Genomic DNA, 22,790 nt, shown 5'->3' on the forward strand with positions numbered 1-22,790 from the left:
CTGCTATTTGCGCCGCATGTCGCGGACTTGCAGGCGTTTGCTCTGGCCATCAGCAGAGCGCTTCTCCTGCACTTCGAACAATTTTGTCGCCACGATGAGGTCACGCAGTTTGCGGTATCCGTAGTTGCGCGGGTCGAACTGTGGCGACTGTTTCGCAATGTTACTGCCGACCGGGCCGAGTTGTGCCCAGCCATCGTCATCGGATGAGGCGTCGATCGCATTGCGAATGATGTTGATCAGTTTCGTGTCCTGTTTGAGCTTGCTGGCACTGAATTTGGTGATCTTCTCTGGCTCGTCTTCGCCGGCACGCAGCACTTCTGTGTAGATGAATTTGTCGCATGCTGACGCGAATGGCGCGGGTGTCTTGCGTTCGCCGAAGCCGTAAACGGTTAGCCCGGACTCGCGAATTCGCGCCGCCAGCCGAGTGAAGTCGCTGTCGCTGGAGACGATACAGAAGCCATCAAAATTTCCGCTGTACAGCAAGTCCATTGCATCGATAATCATCGCGCTGTCGGTCGCGTTCTTGCCTTTTGTATAACCGAACTGTTGCATTGGCAGGATCGAATGTTCGAGCAAAGACTTCTTCCAGCCACCCAGGCTGGGCTGAGTCCAGTCGCCGTAGATGCGCTTGACGCTGGCCGTGCCGTACTTGGCGATTTCGGTCATCAGGCCCTCGACTATCGTCGGTTGTGCGTTGTCGGCATCGATTAGAACCGCCAGTCGATTGGCTGAGTCAGATTCCACGTGTATTCCTCTGTTGAATGCAAAAGTGATGTTGCGCTGTCATGTAAACGTTCCGGTCTTGCTGTTAACGAAGCAGCATGCCGGTCAATACGGCAACCCATAGCGTAATAAGTACGGCGAGGCTGGCGAGAAACAGGCGAAAACGAAACAGGACCCGATTGGATGTCAGGTGCACGTAACTGTGCAGATAACGAATCAGTACGTACAGCCACGCAAGTACTACAGGAATCGTACCGTAGTTGCCAGTGATAAACGCGATGATCGAGATCGCATAAAACAGTACCGGTGCTTCGTAAAGATTAATAAGGTGCCGTGAATGAATTCGCAGTTGGTCCGGCTCGGGTGAGCCCGAGTAGCTGCGAAAAAAGCTGGCATCTATTTCGCCCTTCTTGATAGCGGTGACTCGCAATGCGCCGAGGCGGAACTGCACAAACATTGTTAACGCAAAAAGTGCAAAAGCAGGGTAGAGAATATTCATGCGTTGCCCCCGATCGTGTCCATCGGAGCAGTATACGCGAGCCTTGCGTATAGCCAGGCCGGTAAAGCGCAGGACAAACCGATCAGCAGGTTCAGCACAATAAATGGAGCTGGCGCTGGTGCTCGCGCGCTTCGGTATTCACGAATCATCATTATCCAGAAGACCGCCGAGGCGATGAACAGGTCGGCCGCAAAGCCGCCGGCGGCGGCATTGGCAAACACGGCCTCTGCAAATGCAGCCAGATTGTAACCGTGCTGCTGGAAATGTTGGAAGAAGAAGGCATAAGGGACGACGCCACCGGCAATGGCGAGTAGCAGGTAGGCAAACTTGGCGTTCATGCATCAATCTCCAGCGAGTGGTTACAGGTAGATGCAGCATCTTGCAGGACTGGGGCCCAGTGGCTATACAGTAACAGCTGACGGCTTAACAGAGCGATCCCCGTGCCGGAAAGGGCGCCCTTCGGATTGCCATCTGTTGTACTGGCTGGTGAGGCCGGGTTGCTCGGGATTACCCCGGTTGTTGCCGGTTCGTACGCGCGGCTGCCGGCGGGCTGGTCGCGGAATCAGTTGTCGATTGTCGTGCGAACCGCGCGGCTTAGTTCCGCGAGTGTGAACGGTTTGGCGAGAAAGTTGCGGGAGTCTTCATCCAGGCCGTGGCGTGCTATCAGGTCTGCGGCGTAGCCAGACATATAGAGGACCTTAATGCCCGGATGCATAGAGCGGATTTTGCGCATCGTTTCCGGCCCGCTACCTCCGGGCATTACAACATCGCTCAGTACGAGGTCGACGTTGCCGTCATAGGTGTTCAGGACCCGTACCGCAGCCGCGCCAGAGTCGGCAGTCAGCACCCGGTAACCTCGGCGTTGCAGCATGATCTGCGCGACCTGGCGAATTTCGAGTTCGTCCTCGATTACCAAAATGGTTTCACTGCCGGTGACTGCAATTTCGTGCTTTGCGCCGCCGTCCGTGTTCTCCAGACTTACCCGCGGAAGAAAGACTTTGATGGTGGTGCCTTTGCCGGGTTCGCTGTAGACCGACGTTCCGCCACCACTCTGTTGCACGATGCCATAAACCGTGGACAGGCCGAGTCCGGTGCCTTTGCCTTGCTCCTTGGTTGTGAAGAAGGGCTCGAATATTTTGCGGCGAGTTGCTTCGTCCATGCCGCATCCGGTGTCGCTGATTGAAACAACAACATGCGGTCCTGCTTTCAGATCGGGGCGATTGCTGACAAGGATCTCATCGAGCATGACGTTGGCCGTCTCGATAATTATCGTGCCACCGTCGGGCATGGCATCGCGGCTATTGATGGCGAGGTTAAGGAGTACCTGGTCGATCTGCGTGCGGTCGACCCGCACGGTGACGGGGTCTGTAGACGGACGAAACTTGACGACAATATTCTCGCCGATCAGGCGTTGCAGCATAGGCTCCATTTCTTTCAGTACTGAATTCAAGTCAACAATGACCGGATTCAGAACCTGCTGCCTGCTAAGCGCCAACAGTTGCCTCGTCAGGGTGGCGGCCTGCTCGCCAGCGCGAAGTATCGTACTCAAGTCGTTTTGAACCGATGCATCCTGCGCAACTTTGTCCATCAACAGTTCGGTCGTTGCATTGATGACTGTGAGCAGGTTATTGAAATCGTGTGCGACACCGCCGGCAAGCTGGCCTACGGTCTCCATCTTCAAAGAATGCCGGAGTTGGTTTTCCAGTCGGTTGCGATCAGTATTGTCCCGAACACTTGCTGCGACCATTGGACCGCGCTCGGTCTCCATCGGGCCGAGATTTACTTCGATAGGGAACTCACTGCCATCCTTGCGCCGTCCGCGCAGGTTCGGATCGCTGTTGACCTTTGTTTCGTGCGTACGGTGTGCCGCATAATGTTCGCGCAGATCAGTATGCAGCTCGTGCAGTTTTTCCGGTATCAGTGTCTCCACCGGCCGGCCGATCAATTCGTGACGGCTGTAGCGAAACATATTTTCCGCGCGTTGATTGACCAGCGCGATATTGTCTTGCACATCCACCATGATGATCGCATCGGGCGCGAATTCAAACAGGTCTTCGAATTGCCGTTCCTTTTGCTCCAGTCGTTGTTGTGCGCGAGCGCGCTCCAATGTAGACCAGGAGCGCTCGACAACTTCCTGCACGAGCTCTATTTCGCTGAGTCGCCAATCGCGTGGCTCGACTTGATGAACGGCCATCATCGCTACCAGCTTGCCGAACTTAACGAGGGGGCAGCACACGATGGCAAGAGCCCCTAGCGCATGAAACGTATCTGCTCCCGTTGCCGGTGTCAGCTCCTTGTCGACGTCGCGAATCACCAGAGTGTGACCCGAGCGCATAGCCGTAGCCGCCATTTCGCCAAACGGGTCAAGGCTGTACTTGCCGACTGAAGTGACGCAGTCGACGGTATAGTCATGCTTGATTGTGAACGTATTGTTATCACTCTCGACATCGGCATACGCGGCACGGGAAGCCGACATGTGTTCGCCCAGCATGCGCGAGGTGACTTCCAGAATTTTCTCGGGGTTCAGCAGTTCACGGGTTGCTTCGCCGAGCTGATTCAGGAACGCCAGGTTCTTTTCGGTTTCCGTTCGCTCCCGAATCGAGACATCAATGCCCGAGATGATCAGTCCGGTTAATACCTCATCGTCATCGCGGATAGGTACGAAAGTAAACTCGTATGCCTGACGTTCGTCGCCGGCCAGGCGAATATCCACTTCGCGCCTTACGGTAACGTCGCCAGCCGATACGCTGATGGCATCGCGCAGGCTCTTGCCCGCCTGTTCCATGCCGGTAAACCACGGACAGTCGGCGAGGTGCTTGCCGGCGATTGCGCTCTCAGGGGCATTCGCGAGCCGGATGGCGCAAAGATTTGCATCCACCACAATGCCGTGCAGATCCGTAGTCACGGTGAATGCACCAACATTCAGGAGTGAATTGTTTAATTTGGCCTCGGTCATGCAATAGCTTGCCGGTTACGGCGGTTCTCCGGATTCAGGGCGTTCTTCATCATAGTGGCCGAATAGACCGGAAAAAGGGACTTGAGCCACAGATTGGAGCCGAAAAACCGCTGGTCGGCATGGACGCCGCATGAATTGCGGCACTGAATCAAACCGCGGGTCCGTTTGCTGGCGATGCACCGCGGGCCCGGCAGTGCGCCGGTCCCAATGCCGCAGAGCTGCCGGAGTTGACCTGGCTCGCTGCGGCCAGTGCCGACCAACAGCAGGCTAGGCCTGCCGAAGCTGCCGTCGGCCTGTTGTCCGGACTGCCAGACAGCGCAAGGTCGGTGTGCTGTCGTTGGCGACTAGCCCTCGACGTGCTCGTCAAAAAAGTGGACTTCGCCCGTTGCCAGATTGTACTCCGCGCCGACCACCTTCAGGCCGTCTTCCGTAATCAATCGGGTCAGGATCTCCGAGTCACGCATGACGTGCTTTACCGAGGCTGCAACATTGGCCCGCACGGCTTGCCGGTACAGCTCATCTTCATCGGTTTGAGCGGGGTCGTTCAGCAGGTTTTCGATAGCGGGGCGGATAAAGCCCACGATCGTGCGCAAACTGCGTGATGACTCCTCTTGCGGATTGCGCATGGCTGACAAGGCCGCATCGACAGCGCCACACAGGGTATGACCCAGTACGATGACGAGCCGTGTACCAAATCTTGATGCTGCGAACTCAATGCTGCCAAGCTGCGAGGGCGCGACAATATTGCCGGCTACGCGGATGACGAACAGGTCGCCTGGACCCTGGTCGAACACGATCTCTGCAGGCACTCTGGCGTCGGAGCAACCCAGGATTATCGCGAATGGTTCCTGCTGCTGTGGCAAGGCGAGGTCGCGGGCTGCTTCGGCTTCCAGTACATTGCCTTGCGCTCGCGCGACAAAGTGCTTGTTGCCTTTCTTGAGGCGTTCCAGTGCTTCGTTGGCCGGAATCATGTTCTCTAGCGCTCCAGGTTGCGGCTTGCCGGACTGGTGGGCCAATCTGGCGTTGTGAATGTCTTGTAAATACTCGCGCGGGCATTGCGGGACACAGCATGCGGTGTGTCAGGGCAAGCCAGCTTGTGCAGTGGCCTTGCTCGATACGCGACACCTGGCGGTGGCTGGTTTGGTCATGTGTTGCTGCGCTTGCCGCTGTTCCTGCGTCGATCGTTCGAAGCTGCCAGCGCGTGGCTTGAGGATACTACTACCCTGATACTGCCCGCACCATCGTCAATTGTGCGCCATCTCGGGCGCTGACATGCAATCAACGCCCGATTAGCGGATAATGCCGCCTCTTTTTTGCCTGAAAACGGAGCAATAGCATGGCCATAGCGACAGCACGACACATACTCGTAGATACTGAAGAGCAGTGTCAGCAACTCAAGGACGACATTGCCGGCGGCGCCGATTTCGCGGAGCTGGCCAAACAGCATTCTTCCTGTCCGTCCGGTCAGAAGGGCGGCGAACTCGGTGAATTCGGACCGGGCATGATGGTTCGGGAGTTTGACGAAGTGGTTTTCAGTGCCGACGTCAATACGGTGCAGGGCCCGGTCAAGACGCAGTTCGGCTATCATTTGTTGGAAGTTACCAGCCGCAGCGACTGATATCAGCAGGGGCGGTGACGCCCCTCTCTTCCGCGGGTCGAGCCGTGCTGGTCTCCCGCTTGCCGCTGACAGCGCGTCAGACTACGTCGCGCGCCTTCAGGTCGGGTTTCGACAAATCGTGGCGTTGCACGGGCAGTTCACGAATGCGCGTACCAGTCGCGTCGAAGATTGCATTGGTGAGTGCCGGAGCGATCGCCGGTGTGCCCGGCTCACCCGCACCACCCATGCTCTCGCCGCTGTTAATGATATGAGTTTCAATTTCCGGCGCTTCACTCATGCGCAGCATGGGGTAATCATGGAAATTACTCTGTTGCACCGCGCCATCGCGTATGGAAATTTCGCCATACAAGGCTGCGGTCAGGCCATAGATAATGCCGCTCTCCATTTGCGCCTTCATGCCGTCCGGGTGCACGGCGTAGCCGGCATCGACTGCACAGACCGCGCGTCGGGCGATGAGTTTGCCGGCGACGATTTCGACTTCCAATACCTGCGCCACTATCGTGCCGAAGGACCGGTGTATTGCAATGCCGCGGCCGAAGTTTTCCGGTAGTGGCCGTTGCCAGTCTGATTTTTCGGCGGCGAGATCCAGCACATCGCGAAAGCGCGGGTTGTTGGCCAGCAGCTGGCGGCGGTAAGTGTAAGGGTCGGCGCCCGCCGCGATGGCGAGCTCGTCGATGAACGATTCGGTGAAGAAAGCGTGCAGCGAGTGATCGACGCTGCGCCAGAACCCCCACGGTACGTGTGACTGGCTGCTCGTGTAGCGAATCAGTTGGTGGTCTATGCCATACGGAATATGGGTGGCCTCCGCCGGGTCGTGCTTGTCAACGTAGCTGTTCTCCCAGGCCAGTGGCATGCCGTCAGCATTGATGGCAGCGCGAAAGCGGCTGATGTTCGCCTGTCGGTAGTGATCGTGACGGGTGTCTTCCGCGCGCGACCAGATCAGTTGCACGGGATAGGCTGATTCTCTGGCAATGCGCGCTGCCTGGATGGCGTAGTCCGGAAATGCGCGCCGGCCGAAACCTCCGCCAAGGTATTGGTTGTGCAGAGTTACGTCATCCGCGTCAATGTCGAGCGCCTTTGCCACTTCCAGCGCAAACCCAAGCGGATTTTGTGTGCCGGTCCATAGCTCGCAGCGACCGTCACGCATCCAGGCTGTGCAGTTCATCGGTTCCATCGTTGCGTGCGCGAGGTAAGGGACCCGGTACTCGGCCTCGATAATCCGTTCTCCCGCCGTGAACGCGGCCGCGGCGTCGCCGGCTTTGACGTCAGTCTCGAAAGCTTGCTCAGCGACCGCTTTATCGAGATCCGCGGTGAACTGATTGAAAATGTCGCTTTGGTTGATGCGTTCGTTGCCGCTCTCGGTGTAGCTGACTGTCAACCTGGCGAGTGCCTGTTCCGCCTGCCAGTAACTGTCGGCAACCACGGCAACGGCATCGCCCAGGTTAACGATTCGGCGCACCCCCGGCATATTCTGTACGGATTCATTGCGCACGTTTGCGATGCGGGCACCAAACACCGGTGCGGCTTTGACGGCAGCAAACTTCATGCCCGGCAAGCGAACATCGATACCAAAGCTGGCGCTGCCATCCACCTTTGCGGGCACGTCCAGACGCGCCGGCGAAGTGCCCATGATTGTAAATTCACTACTGGTCTTCAAACGGGGTTTAGCCGGCTCCGGCAGGCTTGCTGCACGCTCGGCGAACGCGGCGAACGGCGCAGATCGATGGCTGGCAGGGTGTTCGATACGACCGCTGCTGGCGGACAGCTCGCTGACTGCCACCTGCCATTCTTCGGCGGCGGCCTGCAGCAGCATCGAGCGGGTCGCTGCGCCGGCAACACGCATGGCCTGCTGACCGGTGGTCTTGACGGAGGTGCTGCCGCCGGTAATTTGCAGGCCCATCATCCGGGTGGCGGTCAGAAACACGCCGTCCACAGTATCAACGAGGAACGCAGGAAAATCCGCGTCGCCCAGCGCGTAGCCCTTGGCCATTGCGTAGTTCGCATACTCTTTGTGTGCCGGTGCTTCCTGCATGCGGACCTCGTCCCAGTTCGCATCCAGTTCATCAGCCAGCATCATGGCGAGTGAGGTGTGCACGCCTTGCCCCATCTCGGCATGGGGAATGATGGCGGTCACCGTATTGTCCGGCGCCAGCTTCAGCCACACATCGAATACGGCAGCACCGTCTGCCGCTATCAGGTCCGCGACTTTGCCGCTGCGATCACCGGGGCGAATTGCAACACCGACGGCCAGGGTGCCACCCGCGATGATGCCGCTGCTGATAAATGCACGACGAGTCCATTTACCCATGCCGGCTCTCCCCGCGACCGGCGGAACGGTCTTGCGGTTCCGATGACTCGCCGGCGGCCAGTGTTGCGGCGGCCCGTTTGATACCTTTGCGAATGCGGCCGTAGGTGCCACAACGGCAAACGTTGCCGCTCATCGCCTGATCGATATCGTTGTCGCTCGGGTTCGGGTTGTTGGCGAGCAACGCTGCCGCCGACATGATCTGGCCCGACTGGCAATAACCGCACTGCGGTACCTGTTCATCAATCCAGGCTTGTTGCAGCGGGTGCCACTCGCCATTCGTTGCCAGGCCTTCGATCGTCGTGATTTTTTGCTGGTCGGCAACGGTCACCGGGGTGACGCAAGAGCGAACAGGCGCGCCATTCAAATGCACGGTACAGGCGCCGCATTGCGCTATGCCGCAACCGAATTTCGTGCCGGTCAGTGCCAGCTGCTCGCGAATAACCCACAGCAGCGGCGTGGCGGGGTCGACATCGAGTTCGTGCACTTCGCCATTGATGGTGAGTGTCAGCATGCCTTCAGCCTTTGTGTGATTGGTAAAGTGTTCACCCGGGGAAACAAAGCGATTCTGATGTCAAACAGTACGCCAAGCCCCGGATGGCGGCAAATGCCGGCTGAGCACTGCCGTCGTCATGCTGACAGCAAATTCGGGCTAGAATGGCGCACCGGTATGTGAGGCACGAGGCTGTAAAGCAGTTTGATCAGGAAATTTCTGCGAAATTTGAAAGGGTTGCTGGTATTCAGCGGCATGACCCTGAATACGGTGGTGTGGATTATTCCGCTATTGCTACTGGCCGTCGTGAAGCTGCTGTTGCCGCTCGCCGGGCCGCGGCGGATCCTCACGCGCTGGTTGATGTACCTGGCTGAGAACTGGGTTGCTGGCAATGCGCTGTTGCTCCGATTGGTCAGCAACACGCGCTGGGACGTCAACGGTCTCGAGCTGTTGCGACGTGACGATTGGTACCTGCTGATCGTGAATCACCAGTCCTGGGTCGACATCGTCGCGCTGCAAACGGTCTTCAACCGACGAGTGCCCCTGCTGAAGTTTTTTATCAAGAAACAACTCGTGTGGTTTCCATTGTTGGGTCTCGGGTTCTGGGCATTGGACATGCCATTCATGCAGCGTCATTCGAAGTCCTATCTCGCAAAGCACCCTGAAAAGAAAGGCAGTGACCTTGAGGCCACGCGGCGGGCCTGCCAGAAATTCCGCCACACACCTACGTCAGTGATTAATTTTATTGAAGGTACGCGATTCAGTGAGGAGAAGCGTGAACGACGTGGTTCGCCTTATCGCAATCTGTTGGCGCCGCGTGCGGGTGGCATGGCGCTGGCGTTGTCTTCAATGGGTGATATGTTTTCCGGCATTGTCGATGTGACCGTTGTCTACCCGTCTGGCGCGCCCGATTTCTGGGGTATGGTCTGCGGCGAGCTGGATCATGTTGTTGTCGATATCCAGCTACGTGACGTCGATGACTGGATGATTGACGGTGATTACGTCAATGACCGCGAATACAGGCGGAATTTTCACCAATGGCTGGGCGGTGTATGGTCCGATAAAGATGAACGCATCGATAACTTGCGCGCGAACGCTTGCGCCGATAACTGACGAGCTGCACCAACGGCGCGCTTCGGCAGGCTTCGGCGAGTTAGCGTACAATCTTCTTTCAATGAGAACCGGGGCGTCTGATGCAAACTACGCGCAGCTATGACACCGTCGCATTCGATGTGCGGGACGACGCGATGATGCTGTTCTTCGCTCGCACGTCAGAGCAGGGTGAAATCGATGATTACCTGTTGTTGATGCGTTGTGAGAACGACGACCTTCCGCACTCGCTGTATATCGAGATCAATGAACAGCAATTCTCCGGCCATGATCTTGTGCGTGAAGCAAGAATGAGCGACAACATGTTAACGCTGTTGTTGAATGAGCCGGCCGCTGAACTGAATGGCGAACAGCAAATCGTGTTGACCTACGAAGGTACTGCGGCCAACAAAGCAAGTGTTGAAGCCGGGGCCTTTCGGGTCCTTGGTGAATGTCTTGCGGGTGGCAACGCCTGAACTTTCGACGTGTTCGCCCTTCGCTGTAATCACGCGCTTGGCAGCTTCATTGCCAGATCCTTGCCGTTCACAGTCTTGATCGCTGAGCCAGCAGGCGCATCCAGCGCCTGCATTGTCAGTACGGTAAACGCCGGACCGGGCATTTCGCGGTTAGTGCACTCTGTAAGCGGGTCGTTTCATGGCGGCCGTTGACGAGATAGCCAAGAGCTGGAATGTGTACGTCGTGCGTTGCGCGGACGGGAGTCTGTACACGGGAATCGCAACCGACGTCGGGCGTCGCCTGGATGAGCACCGTCACTCGGACCGCGGTGCCAAGTACCTGCGTGGTCGCGGCCCGTTGGCCCTGGTGTTTGCGGGTGAGGTCAGCGACCGTAGCCATGCCAGTCGCGTTGAGCATCGCATCAAACGATTGAGCAAGGCGCGCAAAGAGGCGTTGTTGCGTTCACCCGCCGAGCTCCGCGTTCTGATGCAGGCCTGGTAGCGCGCAGTTGCTCAGAACAATATTGCTGGCTGGCCCAAAGGGGGTAGCAGTACTTCGACAGGCGGCTCCTGCAAAGTCGCGATATCCCTGAGCCACGAGCTGCTGCTAACCACGTCGTCCACAATGTCGGGAAACAACGCGAGTTGACCTGGCGGTTGGGTAAAGTCGTCGTGGTGTACGGCATAAACCCGCCGGGCGCCGCTTGCCGCAATAATTTCGCGCCAGTAGTCATCAGTGTAGTCACGACCCAGACGTTCCAGACCGGCGATACTGACTACGGCAACGTCGGCCTGGCGTTGTTCAAGTTCGCCCGGCAGAAAGCCGGCACTGCCCTTGATCAGCACGGTACCGTCAGGGTGGCTGATAAGCACTGAGTAAACCGCACCGCCTTGCCATGCGTTCACCGGCGCTGGTTGTTGTAGCGGGCTGTCGATATGCCCGGGGAAGAAATAGCCATCGTTCGGGAGTTGTGCGACATGCCGCGATTCGAGCAGCGTGACGGTGAATTTTCCGAAGTACCGGGACTCGCCGAATTGCAGCGTCTGGTATTGATCGACCGGTACCTTGCTGCCGCGCGCAATGTTAGCGGTTGATTCCGAACCGAGTATCATTGCACCCGTTCTGTTTGCAACGTGGCCCGCATCGATTGCGTGATCAAAGTGTGAATGCAAAGGAATGATCGCAGCCAGCCGATCAATGCCGTATTCGTCCAGCGCGAAATTGATGCGGGCAATATCCGACTCCAACGGACGAAACAACACGATATCCAATAGTGAATGACGGGAAAATGTCGCGTCAGTAATGATCTGTGTTTCGCCATCGTCGAACAGCAATGTCGTTATGCCCAGCCAGGTCATCGTGACTTTATCGGTACTGTTGGTAGCCGGGGTAGCGACGGCTAATGGCATGTCTGCGGGCGATGCGCGCGTTTGCCAAAGCCACGCGAGTGCGCCGCAACCGGTAACCAGAGCGACCAGCACTACGATGATGAGTGTGCGCAGAGCGCGCGACAGAATTTCCATTCGCGAACTCTAGCACCAGTAGCGCCGTGCGGGAGAGCGTGCTCGTCGTTCAGGCGGGCAGGCCCACCGCCATTCGTGCCAGGTGCGCCGTCAATGGTGCGAGATAATTGCCAAGTGCGTAGCCAATCAAGGCCATCAGTATGGACACGGGCACGAGGCTGGGCCGGTGGAAGGCCGCGACAATTGGTGCGGAGGCAGCGGCACCGATATTGGCCGCCGATGCAATCGCAGCGCTGTGCACGTCAACACTGAAGACTCTGGCGCCGAGTAAGCAAAATGCGCCATGAATAAATATCCAGATAAATGCGCCGAGCAGGAATGCGGGCGCTTGTGCGAATCCTTCGATAGACGCACGTGCACCCATCCCGGCGACAAAAACATAGATCATCGCCGTACCCATTGCGGTTGAGTTCGGCAAACGGGAGACAGGCGTGGTCGACAACAGCAGCGAAATGCTTGTAATGAGCAGTATGCGCCATGTCGAATGAGTCAGCATGCCGGCGAGTTGCGGGTGCGAGGTGCTGGTCCATGCATACAGTAAGTCAGCGGCGGCGCCGGAAACCCAGGTGACCCCAAGCGCAATGGCCGCCAGATAAATGTAGTCACGCATCTCCGGCGTTGCTTCGTCAGTGAACGCGGCGGCCGATGCCCGGTCCATTTCACGCAGTCTTTCTTCCGGAACTTTGGACCAGCGGTTGAAACGATCGGCAAAATTCTTGGAAGCCAGCAGGATGGGTAGCCAAACGATGTAGATGACGTTGTCTGCCAGTACGGCAAGGCCGAATTGTTCTGGCGGAGTGCCCAGCATTTCGGCCGTAGCTGCCATATTGCCGGTGCCACCTATCCAGCTGCCAGCCAGTGCACCAAAGCCCTTCCACGCATCGGCGTCCAGCCAACGATGCACAATCATGAAGGAAACGACCGCGCCCACCATGACGCCAACCGTACCCATCAACATAACCAGCACACCTTTGCCCATGATGCGAATTGCGGCCGGGACATCGACCTTGATCAGCATCAGGACAATGAACGCGGGAAGTACAAAATCGCTGAGACCGCCGTATACCGGAGAGTCATGCGGTATGACGTCAAGATTATTGAGGAAGACGGGTGTCGCGTAGATAAAGAGTAGCGGTGGAACGTAAATGAACAGCTTCAGCTGACTCTTCTGTTCGAACGCAAACCAGAACGCGGCGACAGCACACAAAACAGCAAGAACACCGGCAGGAGAGGCGATCAGAGCGGTGGGTGATGCATCCATCGTGACTTCCGGGCAGCTTGCGAAGCGCGGAGTATAGCGAAATCACTGCAAACGCGGAGCGAGCGGCTAACCGAAGCTGAGCTGTGACTCGAAATCCTTGCGGGATGCGGCATCCGTCCGGGCGGCCGCGCGCAAACTGAGCCAGGCAGCCTCAGGGTCTGCTGCGCTTTGACTGTTTTCCTGGAATCGCAAAAGCCAGGCGCGCAATGCGGAGACATGAATGACATTTTCGGCCGGAGCGGTCGGTACCTGCACATCGCCGCTGAACACCACAAGGTTGACGACTGGCATGTCGCCGACAATTTCCTGCAGGGCACGCACACGGCCCGCGTTCTGTATCAGTGGGTTGAGGAATCGGCGCCGCTCAACACCGTCAACGTTGGTCCACTGCGGATCTCGTGCTGCGCCGAAAACCGTGCCGTTGCAACTTTTCGCCCTGATGCAAATGATGGCGCCGGAGGTGAGTACGGCGTGGTCGATCCGGTTCAGTCCGTCGCAGGTGCCCGGCAGAATGAAGTTATCGAGGCGTTCAAAGCGACCACTGCGAATGGCGTTTTTTACCCGGCGGCCACCCAGCCAGCGATTGGCAGACTGCAGCAGCGGGGCTGCCCGGTTGCGAACCAACAAGGCCACGACTATTGCTGCACCGGCACACAGTAACGCCAGTGTGAAGCCGCTGCCTTGCAGGCCGGTGTCAACGTCCTCGGCCGCTGCCGCGCTGGCAGCTAATGGCAGCGCCAGCATAGTTGCGGCGGTGGTCAGGCGTTGCAAGAGTCTTGAAGGCATGGTCATAGCGTAGTCTGGCAGGGTGCGAAAGTCGGCGTAACAGGTCACGTTTTGGTTCTGGAGGGCGGCTGCGGCCAGGAATCAGGCCTGGTCTGGCAGGGAGTTGTCATTTGGCGGATAAGCCAGAAAGTAGTCATCCACTCGCGCGACCCGCATTGGGACAACAAAGGCGGCCTGCAGGTTGCTAGCCGTCAGTACGGCCTCACGACTGCCGTCGGCCACGATCTGGCCGTCGCGCAGCAGGATGACCCGGCTGACTGACGGTGGGATTTCGTGTATCGCGTGGGTCGCCATCACGATGTTCTTGCCAGCGTCGACGAGCCTGCGGATTCTCGCGAGATAGTCGAAGCTTGCAGCGAGATCGAGTCCGGCAGTGGGTTCATCGAGTATCAGTGTCTGCGGGTCATGGACCAGTGCGCGTGCCAGCAGGCAGCGGCGTTGCTGCCCGGTGGACATTCGTTTGAGCGGAGTATCCACCAGGGCTTCAACCCCCAGTTCGGCCATGACGGCGCGTGCCCTGTCCAGTTGCTCGGGACGCAACCGTCTGGCGACCATACCGTGTACGCCGACACTGGAATGAAACCCGGAAACGACCACGTGCAGGCCGCTCGTCGTTGCCGTGTAGCGGGTCTGCAGATCGTGCGAGACCAGCCCGATCTGCGCGCGCAATTCCCAGACGTTCCAGGTATCCCGCCCCAGTATTCGCACTGAGGAGTCCGCGCTGACGACCGGATAAATCGCACGGTTGACGAGTTTCAGCAGGGTCGTCTTGCCCGAGCCGTTCGGCCCGAGTATGGCGACTTGCTGGTGTTGCGGGATGGTCAGATTGAGGTTCTTGAAAACGCGGGTATCTCCGCGCCAGACCGTTGCATTCTGAATCTCGATTAAGGGCAGTTCGTCGTTCGTTGGTTTCGTCATGGTTCGGGCGGTGGTGTTCGGTTGTTCAGGATTTTTCGCGGCATGCGCCCGGTCATCCAGTGTCGGCGAGCGAGTGCAGCACGCAAGGCGTGTCACGGGCGCAGCGTACCAGTCCGCTCGCGCAAAGTGCACCGCTGTTTTTGCTTGAGAGCGATTGGGCGCGCCAGCGTCGTCTAGTGTTCTGCGAACGTTGTCAATCAGGCCTTCTGCAAGCGCCATTTTCCGCGCCGAAAAAGAATGACGGCCAACACGGTTAATAATGATTCGCTGATCACGATGGACAGAAACACGCCGTTCGGTCCGAAACCCGCCATCGTTGCCAGCCAATACGCGAGCGGAATCTGGATAGCCCAGAAGCAGACGAAATTCAGTGCCGACGGTGTTCGGGTATCGCCGGCACCATTCAATGCCTGGATGATGATCATGCCGACGGCATACATCGGATAGCCGATGCCCATGATGCGCAGGCAATTCGTGCCGTAATGCAGTATCTCGGGATCATCCGAGAACCACTGTACGATGTAGGGAGCAAACACCAGCAGCAGTATGCCCAGAATCGTGAGGAAGCCGGCGTTATAGCGGGCGGCCGTCCACACGGATTGCTCCGCCCGGTCGGGTTTGGCCGCGCCGAGGTTCTGGCCGACCAGCGTGGCGGCGGCATTGCCGAGCCCCCAGGCAGGCAGAATCGCGAACTCGATAAGGCGCAGGGCAATGGTGTAGGCAGCCACCGGCGCACTGCCGTAGATCGCGACGATGCGCATGACGATTATCCAGCTCGATGTGGTTATCAGAAACTGGCCGATACCTCCGACTGAGATCGACAGCATGCGGCCAATTACTTGTGGCGCAATTCGCAAGTGACGCAGTTGGAAGCGGAGCCGGCCCTTACTGTTCAGCAAATACCAGCCGAGGTACACCACGCCGCAACTGCGTCCGATCGTCGTTGCGATGGCAGCGCCACTGACACCCAGTTCGGGAAACGGGCCCCAGCCGAAAATCAGGCAGGGATCGAGCAGGATGTTGACGGCATTGGCAATGGCCAGTGCGCGCAGTGCGACCGGCGCATCCCCGGCGCCGCGAAACGCCGCATTCAGCAGGAACAGGAACAGGATGCTTCCCGAGCCGCCAAGCAGAATGACGGTATAGCCGCCACCCGTCGTGATGACCTCGGCTTCTGCGCCCATCAGAGCCAGCAGATCACGCGCGTAGTAACTGCCTGCAAGCCCAATCAATGCGGACAGGATCAGTCCGACCCAAATAGCCTGGCCGGTGACCTGTGCGGCAGAGTCAGGGCGCTTCGCTCCTATGCGCCGGGATACCATTGCCGTGACGCCCATGCCGAGGCCTATGGCAACGGCGTACAACACGGTAACCAGCGCTTCAGTGAGTCCAACGGCAGCAACCGCAGCGGTGCCGAGTTGCGACACGAATGCAATGTCCACAACAGCGAAAATCGCTTCCATGGACATTTCCAGCATCATGGGAAAAGCAAGCAAGCCGAGTGAGCGAGCAACCGGTCCACGGGTAAAATCTGTTTCATTGTCTGCCAGCGCGGCACGCACGAAGGCGAACGTTCGTTGCCTCAGTGTTAGTTCGTTATTGCTATTGGCGTAAGTCATTATTGTTCTTGCCCTGCTTTGTTGCCCGACCTGTAATTGACAGGCACAACTATGGATTCCGGAGATGCGTGACCGGAAACGTTTTCAGGAAAGACGATTCGGGCTACGCGGTAGGTGCGTGGCGGTGCGCGTCGAATACTGTTGCGGTAGTGGCCAGCAGTACGGCAGCACGATCTTGCCAGACGATGACAGCGGTCAGCATTGTGTGTGCAATGATCTTCATCGGTGGCTCGATGGGCAGAACGTGGTGGTTGTTTGAACTTACTCGCCGGATGCTAACCGATCGTCGTTGATTGTCAACGACAGGCCAGCGTTCAGTAATGCCTGCAAGGAGGGTCGGAGATGGATGACGGAGTATGGATTGCGCTTGGTATCGTTCTGCTGGTCGTGATTTACGTTCTGGCCAAAGTGCTGCAGCACATGCGGCGGAGTCGTGAGCTGTGGGAGAAAGTCGACAAGAGCAAGCTGCGCGAATGGGAGGACGAAGACGACTGGTAAAGGGCCGGAGTGCGACGGCCCGCGATTTTCGATTACACTAGCGCCCACAGCGACAGTCCGGCGCCCGCCGCCAGCAGTATTGTGGAGAAGTGAATGAGTATGTTTGGCAAGCGACTTGCGATAGCCCTACTGGCCTGGTTTGCGCTGCTGGGGCTTGCTGCGTGCGGCGGCGGTACCGAGAGTCAGGAAGAGGCTGCGCGTAATAATGTCGACGCAATGTCCCGGGAACATGCCAACGACACTGCGACACCCAGCCCTGCTGCCGACATTGCACTTGAGCGTGCCGTCGTTACCGAGCGTTTACCGTATGCCGAGGTCAACGAGGAGCTGGTGTACGGTCATTTTGTGTTTCCCGCGGATATGGTTGAGCCGCTGCCCGCCGTTATCGTCATTCACGAGTGGTGGGGGTTGAACGAAGGTGTCGAGGCGATGGCCGACAGAATTGCGGCCGAAGGTTACATAGTTCTCGCCGTTGATCTGTTCGGTGGTAAGTCGGCCGCGACACCGGCTGAGGCACGCGAGCTGATGATGCGTGTTGTGGAGAACCCTGAACCCGCGAACGAGAATCTGCGGCAGGCCTATGACTTTGTGAAGAATACCGCCGGCGCGCCGCGCATCGGTTCATTGGGTTGGTGTTTCGGCGGAAGCTGGTCGCTGAATACGGCGCTGTTGTTTCCAGACGAGCTTGATGCCGCGGTTATCTACTACGGACAAGTGACTAACGATGAAGAGCGACTGCGGCCTTTGAATGTGCCGCTGCTGGGGATTTTTGCCGCCGACGACAGTGGTATACGGGTCGAATCAGTGCGCGAATTCGAGGCGGCGCTCGAACGTCTGCGCAAGGACTACGATATCCGCATTTTCGACGGGGTCGGGCACGCTTTTGCCAACCCTACCGGCAACAACTATGACGCAGAGTCGGCGCACGAGGCGTGGGGCCTCGTGGTCGAGTTTCTGCGCAGCAACCTGGGTGCAGGTGGTACTTAGTCGTCCTCAGGGCCCGCTGCTGCCGGCTTGCGGGTCACAAACAAGGTCAATATCCAGCGAGCGCGATACATAAGTAATACGTTGCTGTTGTTCACCGGATACGCAGAGCAGGGCCGCATGTGCTGATAATGCGGCCGCAATCGTCAGGCGTTGAGCGGCGACGTTGCCTGAATGGTCGTTTTCGGTCTTGGCTTCGGCCTCTTCCGCCAACGCCGTTGCCTCACAAAAGCCGGACAAAGGAATCGGTGCAAGTTGATTGGCTGGCACCGAAAGCTTGGCGTCCAAAGATGTCTGTGATTGGCTGAGCGACGTGGGGTCTATGTTGAGTCGGCTGTCGGCAATGCTTAGCGACAGGCCGCCCGCGACCCAATTGTCCGCGCAGGCCGGCTGCAGCGAAAACGTGTAATCAAGCTTCGGCAGGGTGAGAAAGCTGCGGCCCGGCTCACGCAAAGCAACTTTAACCACCGGCGTGTCGGCGCTGACGCTCAGTGCATGCGGCGTCTCGGCGGCGGCCAGAATGGGTAACAGGACGGGGGTAAGAAGGAACATTCGGTTTTTCATCAGTCCAAGGCTACGATACGGCAGTAAAAAAACACAAGCGTCGATTGTCGGGCAAATGCCGGCAACGCTTGATATTACGATTTAGCTCGGGTTTGGCGGCGCTTATGAAGTCTCTCTACGAAGTTCCTTATCGCTATGCGAAGCGCATAGTGATCGCGGTAATTGGCGGTACCGTCTTTCTGGCGGGTGTGATCATGCTGGTAACGCCGGGTCCGGCATTCGTGGTTATTCCAATCGGCCTCGGGATCCTTGGTCTGGAGTTTGCCTGGGCACGCCGCTGGCTGGCCAAAATTCGACAGAAAATCAGTGAGCAGGCATCCCGCGTGCGTGGCAAACAGGCTGATATGCGCCGCCGGTCAGTGGCGGACAAGTTGTAGCCGCTTTCGTCGGTTTCGAATTATCGGAAAAAAAGAAGGGAGCCAGAGTGCCGTGCTTGATGCGCCGGCGCGCAGACCTTGCGGGTCTGGTCTCTGGCTCCCCAGTGTTCGCGGCAAGAAGGGGGGTTATGCCGCCGGACCGTCCTGGCCCGTATTCGCCAGCCTCCTGACTGGCGTTGGATTCCGGGGGCACGCGTTCCGACACTCTGGGGGGGGGGAGAGGTGCCGGAGTCGCGGTATTGCCACCGAAACCCGTTGCTTGATTACCGATCAGTTGCTGATCAGTTACCTGCAATTTTTACCGCGGTACGGCCAATCAGTTCGATATCGAGATCGAGCCGGTTTGCCGCGTTGATACGGGTTACCGCATCATTTGCTGCTGCGCGATTGGCATCAGCTGCCAGTTCGCGGGTATCTTTCTGCGCTGCTGAGGCAGGCAGGCTGCTTACGTTGTCTGCGGCCAGTACACTGACGGACCAGAGCGTAATTCCTGCGAGCATCAGGGACGTAGAGACGATCGTGCCCAATTTGCTGTTCATGGTTGCTTCCTTTGCAGTCCCCCGGAGCAAGTCCATTCAAGTACCGGAGGAAAATAAAAAGTTGTTGTTCAGGCCTAGTAATGCACGGACCGTGCCAAGTTTGTGATTCGTTATTTATCAATGACTTATGAAAAAATCACTCGTTACGGAATTTCGTTAATCACGGAAATTCGTAATGACATTTACGGAATTTCGTATATCATGCCCGCATGACCGTAACTGACGACTATCAATGGCTGTTTCGCAAAGCGCCGGGCATGGCGACCTCGATTGGCGAGGATGGCCGCTACCTGGACGTTAACGACGCCTTTCTGAAGCGCCTCGGCTACCGCCGCGAAGACATGATCGGGCAGCGGCCGGTGCGCTACGTGACGGAAGAAAGTGCCGAAAGAATTCAGCACGAGTTTCTGCCGATCCTGCGGCGCACCGGAAAGCTCGAAAACAAGCCGATTTCGTTCGTTGCGCACGATGGCGAGATCGTCAATTGCATGACGAGTTCAATTGTTGAGCACGATCCCGATGGTGCGGTGTTGCACACCATCGCTACCTACACGGAACTCGACGTGCAGGCGCGGGCCAATCTGAAGTACCGACAGTTGTACCGTTCAACGCCGGCCATGTTGCACTCGGTGGACGCCGAGGGCTGTGTGGTTACGGTGACCGACCACTGGCTCAAGAAGATGGGTTACACGCGGGAAGAAGTGGTCGGGCGGTCGATCAAGGATTTCTACAGTAAAGAAGATCAGGAGCGGCTGACCACCGGCAAGCTGAAGGAACTGATCAGCGGCGGCGAATTCACCAATGAAGCACGCCAGATGGTCACCAAGAGTGGCCAGGTTCTGGATCTGGTCATGTCTGCGACCTCCGAACGCGGGGCGTCCGGCAAGGTGCAGCGCATGCTGGTTGCGTCCAAAGATGTCACCGAGCGCAACCGGGCGGAAAGGGCGTTGCGCGATACGCTGGCAGAGAACGCGCGACTGCGCGAGGAACTGGAGCGCGAGCGCGACTACCTCCGGGAAGAGGTCAGCGTCGCTATGAATTTTGGCCGGATCGTTGGTCAGAGTCCGGCGCTGAAGCACATGTTGCGCCAGGTCGAAGCCGTTGCGCAGACGCCCGCCAGCGTATTGATACTGGGTGAATCGGGTGTGGGCAAAGAGCTGATTGCTCGTGCCATTCACGCCCGCAGCCCGCGTTCAGCGGGTTCCCTCGTCAAAGTCAACTGTGCCTCGATACCCAAAGACTTGTTCGAAAGTGAGTTCTTCGGCCACGTAAAAGGCGCGTTCACCGGCGCCCATCGTGATCGGGTGGGTCGCTTTCAGCTCGCCGACGGGGGCACGATATTCCTCGACGAAGTGGGCGAAATCCCCTACGAGTTGCAGGGCAAATTGTTGCGGGTTCTGCAGGAAAGCGAGTTCGAACGGGTGGGCGATGATGTTACCCGCACAGTGGACGTGCGGGTGATTGCGGCTACCAACCGCGATCTTGAAAAGCTTGTTGTCGAAGGTGAGTTTCGTGAGGATCTTTTTTACCGGCTCAGTGTGTTCCCGATCGAGGTGCCACCACTACGTCGCCGTGAGCAGGACGTAGTGCACCTGGCACAACACTTTCTCGAGCAAACCTGTCAGGATTTCGGTCGTGAGCCATTGACCCTGACGCGGCATCAGGTAGAGGTCATACGAAGTTACCCTTGGCCCGGTAACGTTCGCGAATTGAAGAACGTTATCGAGCGGGCCGTGATACTTTCGCAGGGCAATGTGTTGCGTCTCGATTTGTCATTGCCGGAGGCCAATGTTACTGCTAACGCGCCACTTGTTGCGAGTGCACCGGTAGATGCGGACACTGTGCTGACCGAAGAAGAAATACGGCAATTGCAAAAGGACAACCTGATCAAGGCGCTGCGCAAGACCGAGTGGCGGGTTTCCGGAAAACGGGGAGCCGCGGAGCTGCTGGGTATCAGGCCAACGACACTTGCGGACAGAATGAAAGCACTGGGTATAAAAAAGCCGCACTGAGAGGGTGGTAAACCCGCCAAACCGCTATTAAACCTACAGAGAGAAACGAGTGAAGTTTGCCATTGTTCTGGCGGCGCTGGCCGCTATGCCGCAAGCGGTGATCGCTGACGTTGAAAGCAAGCTGCCGGCCCGTGTACAGAATGTACTCAGTCACCGAGGTATCCCACAGGACAGTCTCAGCATTTATGTCGAGAATCTGAGCCGCGGCGGTATCGAGCTTGAGTGGAACGCTGATCAACCTCGCACGCCCGCGTCGATAATGAAGCTGGTAACAACGCTGGTCGCGCTCGACAAGCTGGGTCCAACCTATAAATGGCGCACCGAATTGTTCGTGCGTGGCGAGGTCCGTGACAAGACCTTGCACGGTGATTTGCACCTGAAAGGCTACGGTGATCCGTATCTCGTTACGGAGCGCATCTGGCAGTTGCAACGGCGTCTGCGGCAAATCGGTATACACCGAATTACCGGTGATTTGTTGCTGGACGATTCATGGTTCGACGTTGGCGTATACGATCCTGCCGCCTTTGATCGCGAGCCGCTGCGGGCATACAACGTAGCGCCCAACGCCTTGATGGCGAACTACAAGGTTGTGCGGTACCTGTTCACACCGAAACTGGATGGCACGGGTGTTGAAATCGAACTCGAACCACCACTTGAAAATGTGCACGTCATCAATCGCCTGTCCCTGGCGCCGGGAGCCTGTAACGGCTATCAGCGTGGTATCGCGATACAGCCGAACGAAAATTACGATCGCTTTACGTTCAGCGGGCGGTTTCCGGAGCGGTGCCGCCAGTACTCGATGGGCCGTACCGCGCTGAGCCACAATGCGTATGCCTACGGTTTGTTCAAGTCTATCTGGGAAGAATCGGGCGGCGAGCTGCTGGGAGGCTGGAAGAACGTGCCGGTACCTGAGGGCCTCGAGCCGGACCTGGTGTTTGATTCCTTGCCGCTGGTTGAGGTGATCAGCAAGGTAAACAAGCACAGCAATAACGTGATGGCGCGGCAGTTGTTGTACACGCTCGCTGCCGAAGAATACGGTGCTCCCGGTACCGAAGAGAATGGCCGTCGCGTGGTCAGCAACTGGATGGCTGAGCGCCACCTGCAGATCACAGACCTGATGCTGGACAACGGTTCCGGTTTATCGCGGACCGCAAGCCTCAGCGCCCGAAGCATGGGGGACTTACTCGACTACGCGTTCTCCAGCCGATACATGCCCGAATACCTTTCTTCACTGTCCCTGTCCGGATTGGACGGCACTTTGTCCCGGCGGTTTAGGGACGAGTCGCTGCAGGGAGTCGCGCACATGAAGACCGGCTCGCTGGATCACGTGAGTTCGATCGCCGGTTACCTGCAGGGGCAGTCCGGTAATCGCTACGCCGTCGTTGTCATGCTGAACCACACCGACAGCCACCGCGGTACCGGGGAAGAAGTCCAGGACGCCGTGCTGCGCTGGGTGCGGCAGAAATAGCAGCAGGCCGCCGTTTGTCCGGCTGCCACCGGACGTCTTGCGCCGCTGGTCAGGCGTGCGATGCCAATGCCGCCAGCCCCGTTGGTGCGAAAGCCTGACCTG

General features: G+C 57.9%; 23 protein-coding genes. 9 read left to right on the top strand and 14 right to left on the bottom strand.

Annotation, left to right across the window (positions count from 1 at the left end):
• Nucleotides 1-3: 3 nt before the first annotated feature.
• The 5 genes from BA177_RS02895 to BA177_RS02920 form a co-directional block, all read right to left on the bottom strand.
• On the bottom strand, nt 4-744 hold the full coding sequence (locus BA177_RS02895; protein WP_068612615.1) for an NYN domain-containing protein: 741 nt from the start codon (nt 742-744) through the stop codon (nt 4-6).
• Between the two features lie 64 nt (nt 745-808).
• Nucleotides 809-1,222, bottom strand: a complete 414-nt coding sequence (locus BA177_RS02900; protein WP_068612618.1) for an MAPEG family protein — start codon at nt 1,220-1,222, stop codon at nt 809-811.
• Nucleotides 1,219-1,560, bottom strand: coding sequence for a DUF2834 domain-containing protein (locus BA177_RS02905; RefSeq protein WP_068612621.1), 342 nt, complete (start codon nt 1,558-1,560; stop codon nt 1,219-1,221). The genes BA177_RS02900 and BA177_RS02905 overlap by 4 nt, the downstream gene beginning before the upstream one ends.
• 224 nt (nt 1,561-1,784) lie before the next feature.
• Entirely contained in the window at nt 1,785-4,178 is a 2,394-nt protein-coding gene (locus BA177_RS18275; protein ID WP_082989813.1) for a PAS domain S-box protein, read from the bottom strand.
• 344 nt (nt 4,179-4,522) lie between these two features.
• Nucleotides 4,523-5,149, bottom strand: coding sequence for a carbonic anhydrase (locus BA177_RS02920; protein WP_068612626.1), 627 nt, complete (start codon nt 5,147-5,149; stop codon nt 4,523-4,525).
• A gap of 365 nt (nt 5,150-5,514) precedes the next feature.
• Between BA177_RS02920 and BA177_RS02930 the strand changes: the two genes are divergently transcribed.
• A complete protein-coding gene (locus BA177_RS02930; RefSeq protein ID WP_068612632.1) occupies nt 5,515-5,796 on the top strand; it encodes a peptidylprolyl isomerase in 282 nt (93 codons plus the stop codon).
• 76 nt (nt 5,797-5,872) lie between these two features.
• Here BA177_RS02930 and BA177_RS02935 read toward each other — a convergent pair whose 3' ends face one another.
• Both BA177_RS02935 and BA177_RS02940 read right to left on the bottom strand, forming a co-directional pair.
• Nucleotides 5,873-8,104 carry a xanthine dehydrogenase family protein molybdopterin-binding subunit gene (locus BA177_RS02935; RefSeq protein ID WP_068612634.1) on the bottom strand — a complete coding sequence of 744 codons (2,232 nt, stop codon included), beginning with the start codon at nt 8,102-8,104 and terminating at the stop codon, nt 5,873-5,875.
• Entirely contained in the window at nt 8,097-8,615 is a 519-nt protein-coding gene (locus BA177_RS02940; protein ID WP_068612637.1) for a (2Fe-2S)-binding protein, read from the bottom strand. Before BA177_RS02940 ends, BA177_RS02935 begins: the two co-directional genes overlap by 8 nt.
• A 183-nt stretch (nt 8,616-8,798) precedes the next feature.
• On the opposite strand from BA177_RS02940, the gene BA177_RS02945 reads away from it, so the two are divergent.
• The 3 genes from BA177_RS02945 (at nt 8,799) to BA177_RS02955 (ending at nt 10,640) form a co-directional block, all read left to right on the top strand.
• Entirely contained in the window at nt 8,799-9,707 is a 909-nt protein-coding gene (locus tag BA177_RS02945; RefSeq protein ID WP_257739300.1) for an acyltransferase, read from the top strand.
• Between the two features lie 80 nt (nt 9,708-9,787).
• Nucleotides 9,788-10,159 carry a hypothetical protein gene (locus BA177_RS02950; protein WP_068612640.1) on the top strand — a complete coding sequence of 124 codons (372 nt, stop codon included), beginning with the start codon at nt 9,788-9,790 and terminating at the stop codon, nt 10,157-10,159.
• Between the two features lie 178 nt (nt 10,160-10,337).
• Entirely contained in the window at nt 10,338-10,640 is a 303-nt protein-coding gene (locus BA177_RS02955; protein ID WP_068612643.1) for a GIY-YIG nuclease family protein, read from the top strand.
• Nucleotides 10,641-10,651: 11 nt separating this feature from the next.
• On the opposite strand, the gene BA177_RS02960 is transcribed toward BA177_RS02955, so the two are convergent.
• The 5 genes from BA177_RS02960 to BA177_RS02980 form a co-directional block, all read right to left on the bottom strand.
• On the bottom strand, nt 10,652-11,662 hold the full coding sequence (locus BA177_RS02960) for an MBL fold metallo-hydrolase (protein WP_082989814.1): 1,011 nt from the start codon (nt 11,660-11,662) through the stop codon (nt 10,652-10,654).
• 49 nt (nt 11,663-11,711) lie between these two features.
• Complete coding sequence (locus tag BA177_RS02965; protein ID WP_068612646.1) at nt 11,712-12,923, bottom strand: DUF819 family protein; 1,212 nt, start codon at nt 12,921-12,923, stop codon at nt 11,712-11,714.
• Between the two features lie 66 nt (nt 12,924-12,989).
• Nucleotides 12,990-13,757 (bottom strand): nuclease-related domain-containing protein, encoded by a 768-nt coding sequence (locus BA177_RS02970; RefSeq protein WP_156762669.1) that lies wholly within the window; start codon nt 13,755-13,757, stop codon nt 12,990-12,992.
• Between the two features lie 33 nt (nt 13,758-13,790).
• Nucleotides 13,791-14,627 (bottom strand): ABC transporter ATP-binding protein, encoded by an 837-nt coding sequence (locus tag BA177_RS02975; RefSeq protein WP_068618808.1) that lies wholly within the window; start codon nt 14,625-14,627, stop codon nt 13,791-13,793.
• A 197-nt stretch (nt 14,628-14,824) separates the two neighbouring features.
• Nucleotides 14,825-16,246: an MATE family efflux transporter gene (locus tag BA177_RS02980; RefSeq protein ID WP_068612651.1), complete on the bottom strand. Its 1,422-nt coding sequence runs from the start codon at nt 16,244-16,246 to the stop codon at nt 14,825-14,827.
• A 342-nt stretch (nt 16,247-16,588) separates the two neighbouring features.
• Between BA177_RS02980 and BA177_RS18505 the strand changes: the two genes are divergently transcribed.
• The gene (locus BA177_RS18505) at nt 16,589-16,744 is read left to right on the top strand and encodes a hypothetical protein (RefSeq protein ID WP_156762670.1); all 156 of its coding nucleotides are present in this window, start codon (nt 16,589-16,591) and stop codon (nt 16,742-16,744) included.
• Between the two features lie 93 nt (nt 16,745-16,837).
• Nucleotides 16,838-17,731 carry a dienelactone hydrolase family protein gene (locus tag BA177_RS02985; protein ID WP_082989816.1) on the top strand — a complete coding sequence of 298 codons (894 nt, stop codon included), beginning with the start codon at nt 16,838-16,840 and terminating at the stop codon, nt 17,729-17,731.
• A gap of 6 nt (nt 17,732-17,737) precedes the next feature.
• Here BA177_RS02985 and BA177_RS02990 read toward each other — a convergent pair whose 3' ends face one another.
• The gene (locus tag BA177_RS02990) at nt 17,738-18,280 is read right to left on the bottom strand and encodes a hypothetical protein (protein WP_197493294.1); all 543 of its coding nucleotides are present in this window, start codon (nt 18,278-18,280) and stop codon (nt 17,738-17,740) included.
• Nucleotides 18,281-18,396: 116 nt separating this feature from the next.
• Here BA177_RS02990 and BA177_RS02995 point away from each other — a divergent pair, with 116 nt between their 5' ends.
• A complete protein-coding gene (locus BA177_RS02995; RefSeq protein ID WP_068612659.1) occupies nt 18,397-18,669 on the top strand; it encodes a PGPGW domain-containing protein in 273 nt (90 codons plus the stop codon).
• 281 nt (nt 18,670-18,950) lie between these two features.
• Here the strand turns inward: BA177_RS02995 and BA177_RS03000 are convergent, their stop codons facing one another.
• The gene (locus BA177_RS03000; protein WP_156762671.1) at nt 18,951-19,208 is read right to left on the bottom strand and encodes a hypothetical protein; all 258 of its coding nucleotides are present in this window, start codon (nt 19,206-19,208) and stop codon (nt 18,951-18,953) included.
• Between the two features lie 209 nt (nt 19,209-19,417).
• On the opposite strand from BA177_RS03000, the gene BA177_RS03005 reads away from it, so the two are divergent.
• On the top strand, nt 19,418-21,220 hold the full coding sequence (locus BA177_RS03005) for a sigma 54-interacting transcriptional regulator (protein WP_082989817.1): 1,803 nt from the start codon (nt 19,418-19,420) through the stop codon (nt 21,218-21,220).
• A gap of 49 nt (nt 21,221-21,269) precedes the next feature.
• On the top strand, nt 21,270-22,688 hold the full coding sequence (gene dacB, locus BA177_RS03010; RefSeq protein WP_068612665.1) for a D-alanyl-D-alanine carboxypeptidase/D-alanyl-D-alanine endopeptidase: 1,419 nt from the start codon (nt 21,270-21,272) through the stop codon (nt 22,686-22,688).
• Nucleotides 22,689-22,790 lie beyond the last annotated feature (102 nt).

The sequence above is a fragment of the Woeseia oceani genome (assembly GCF_001677435.1).
In the GTDB taxonomy this organism is placed as follows: Bacteria; Pseudomonadota; Gammaproteobacteria; order Steroidobacterales; family Woeseiaceae; genus Woeseia; species Woeseia oceani.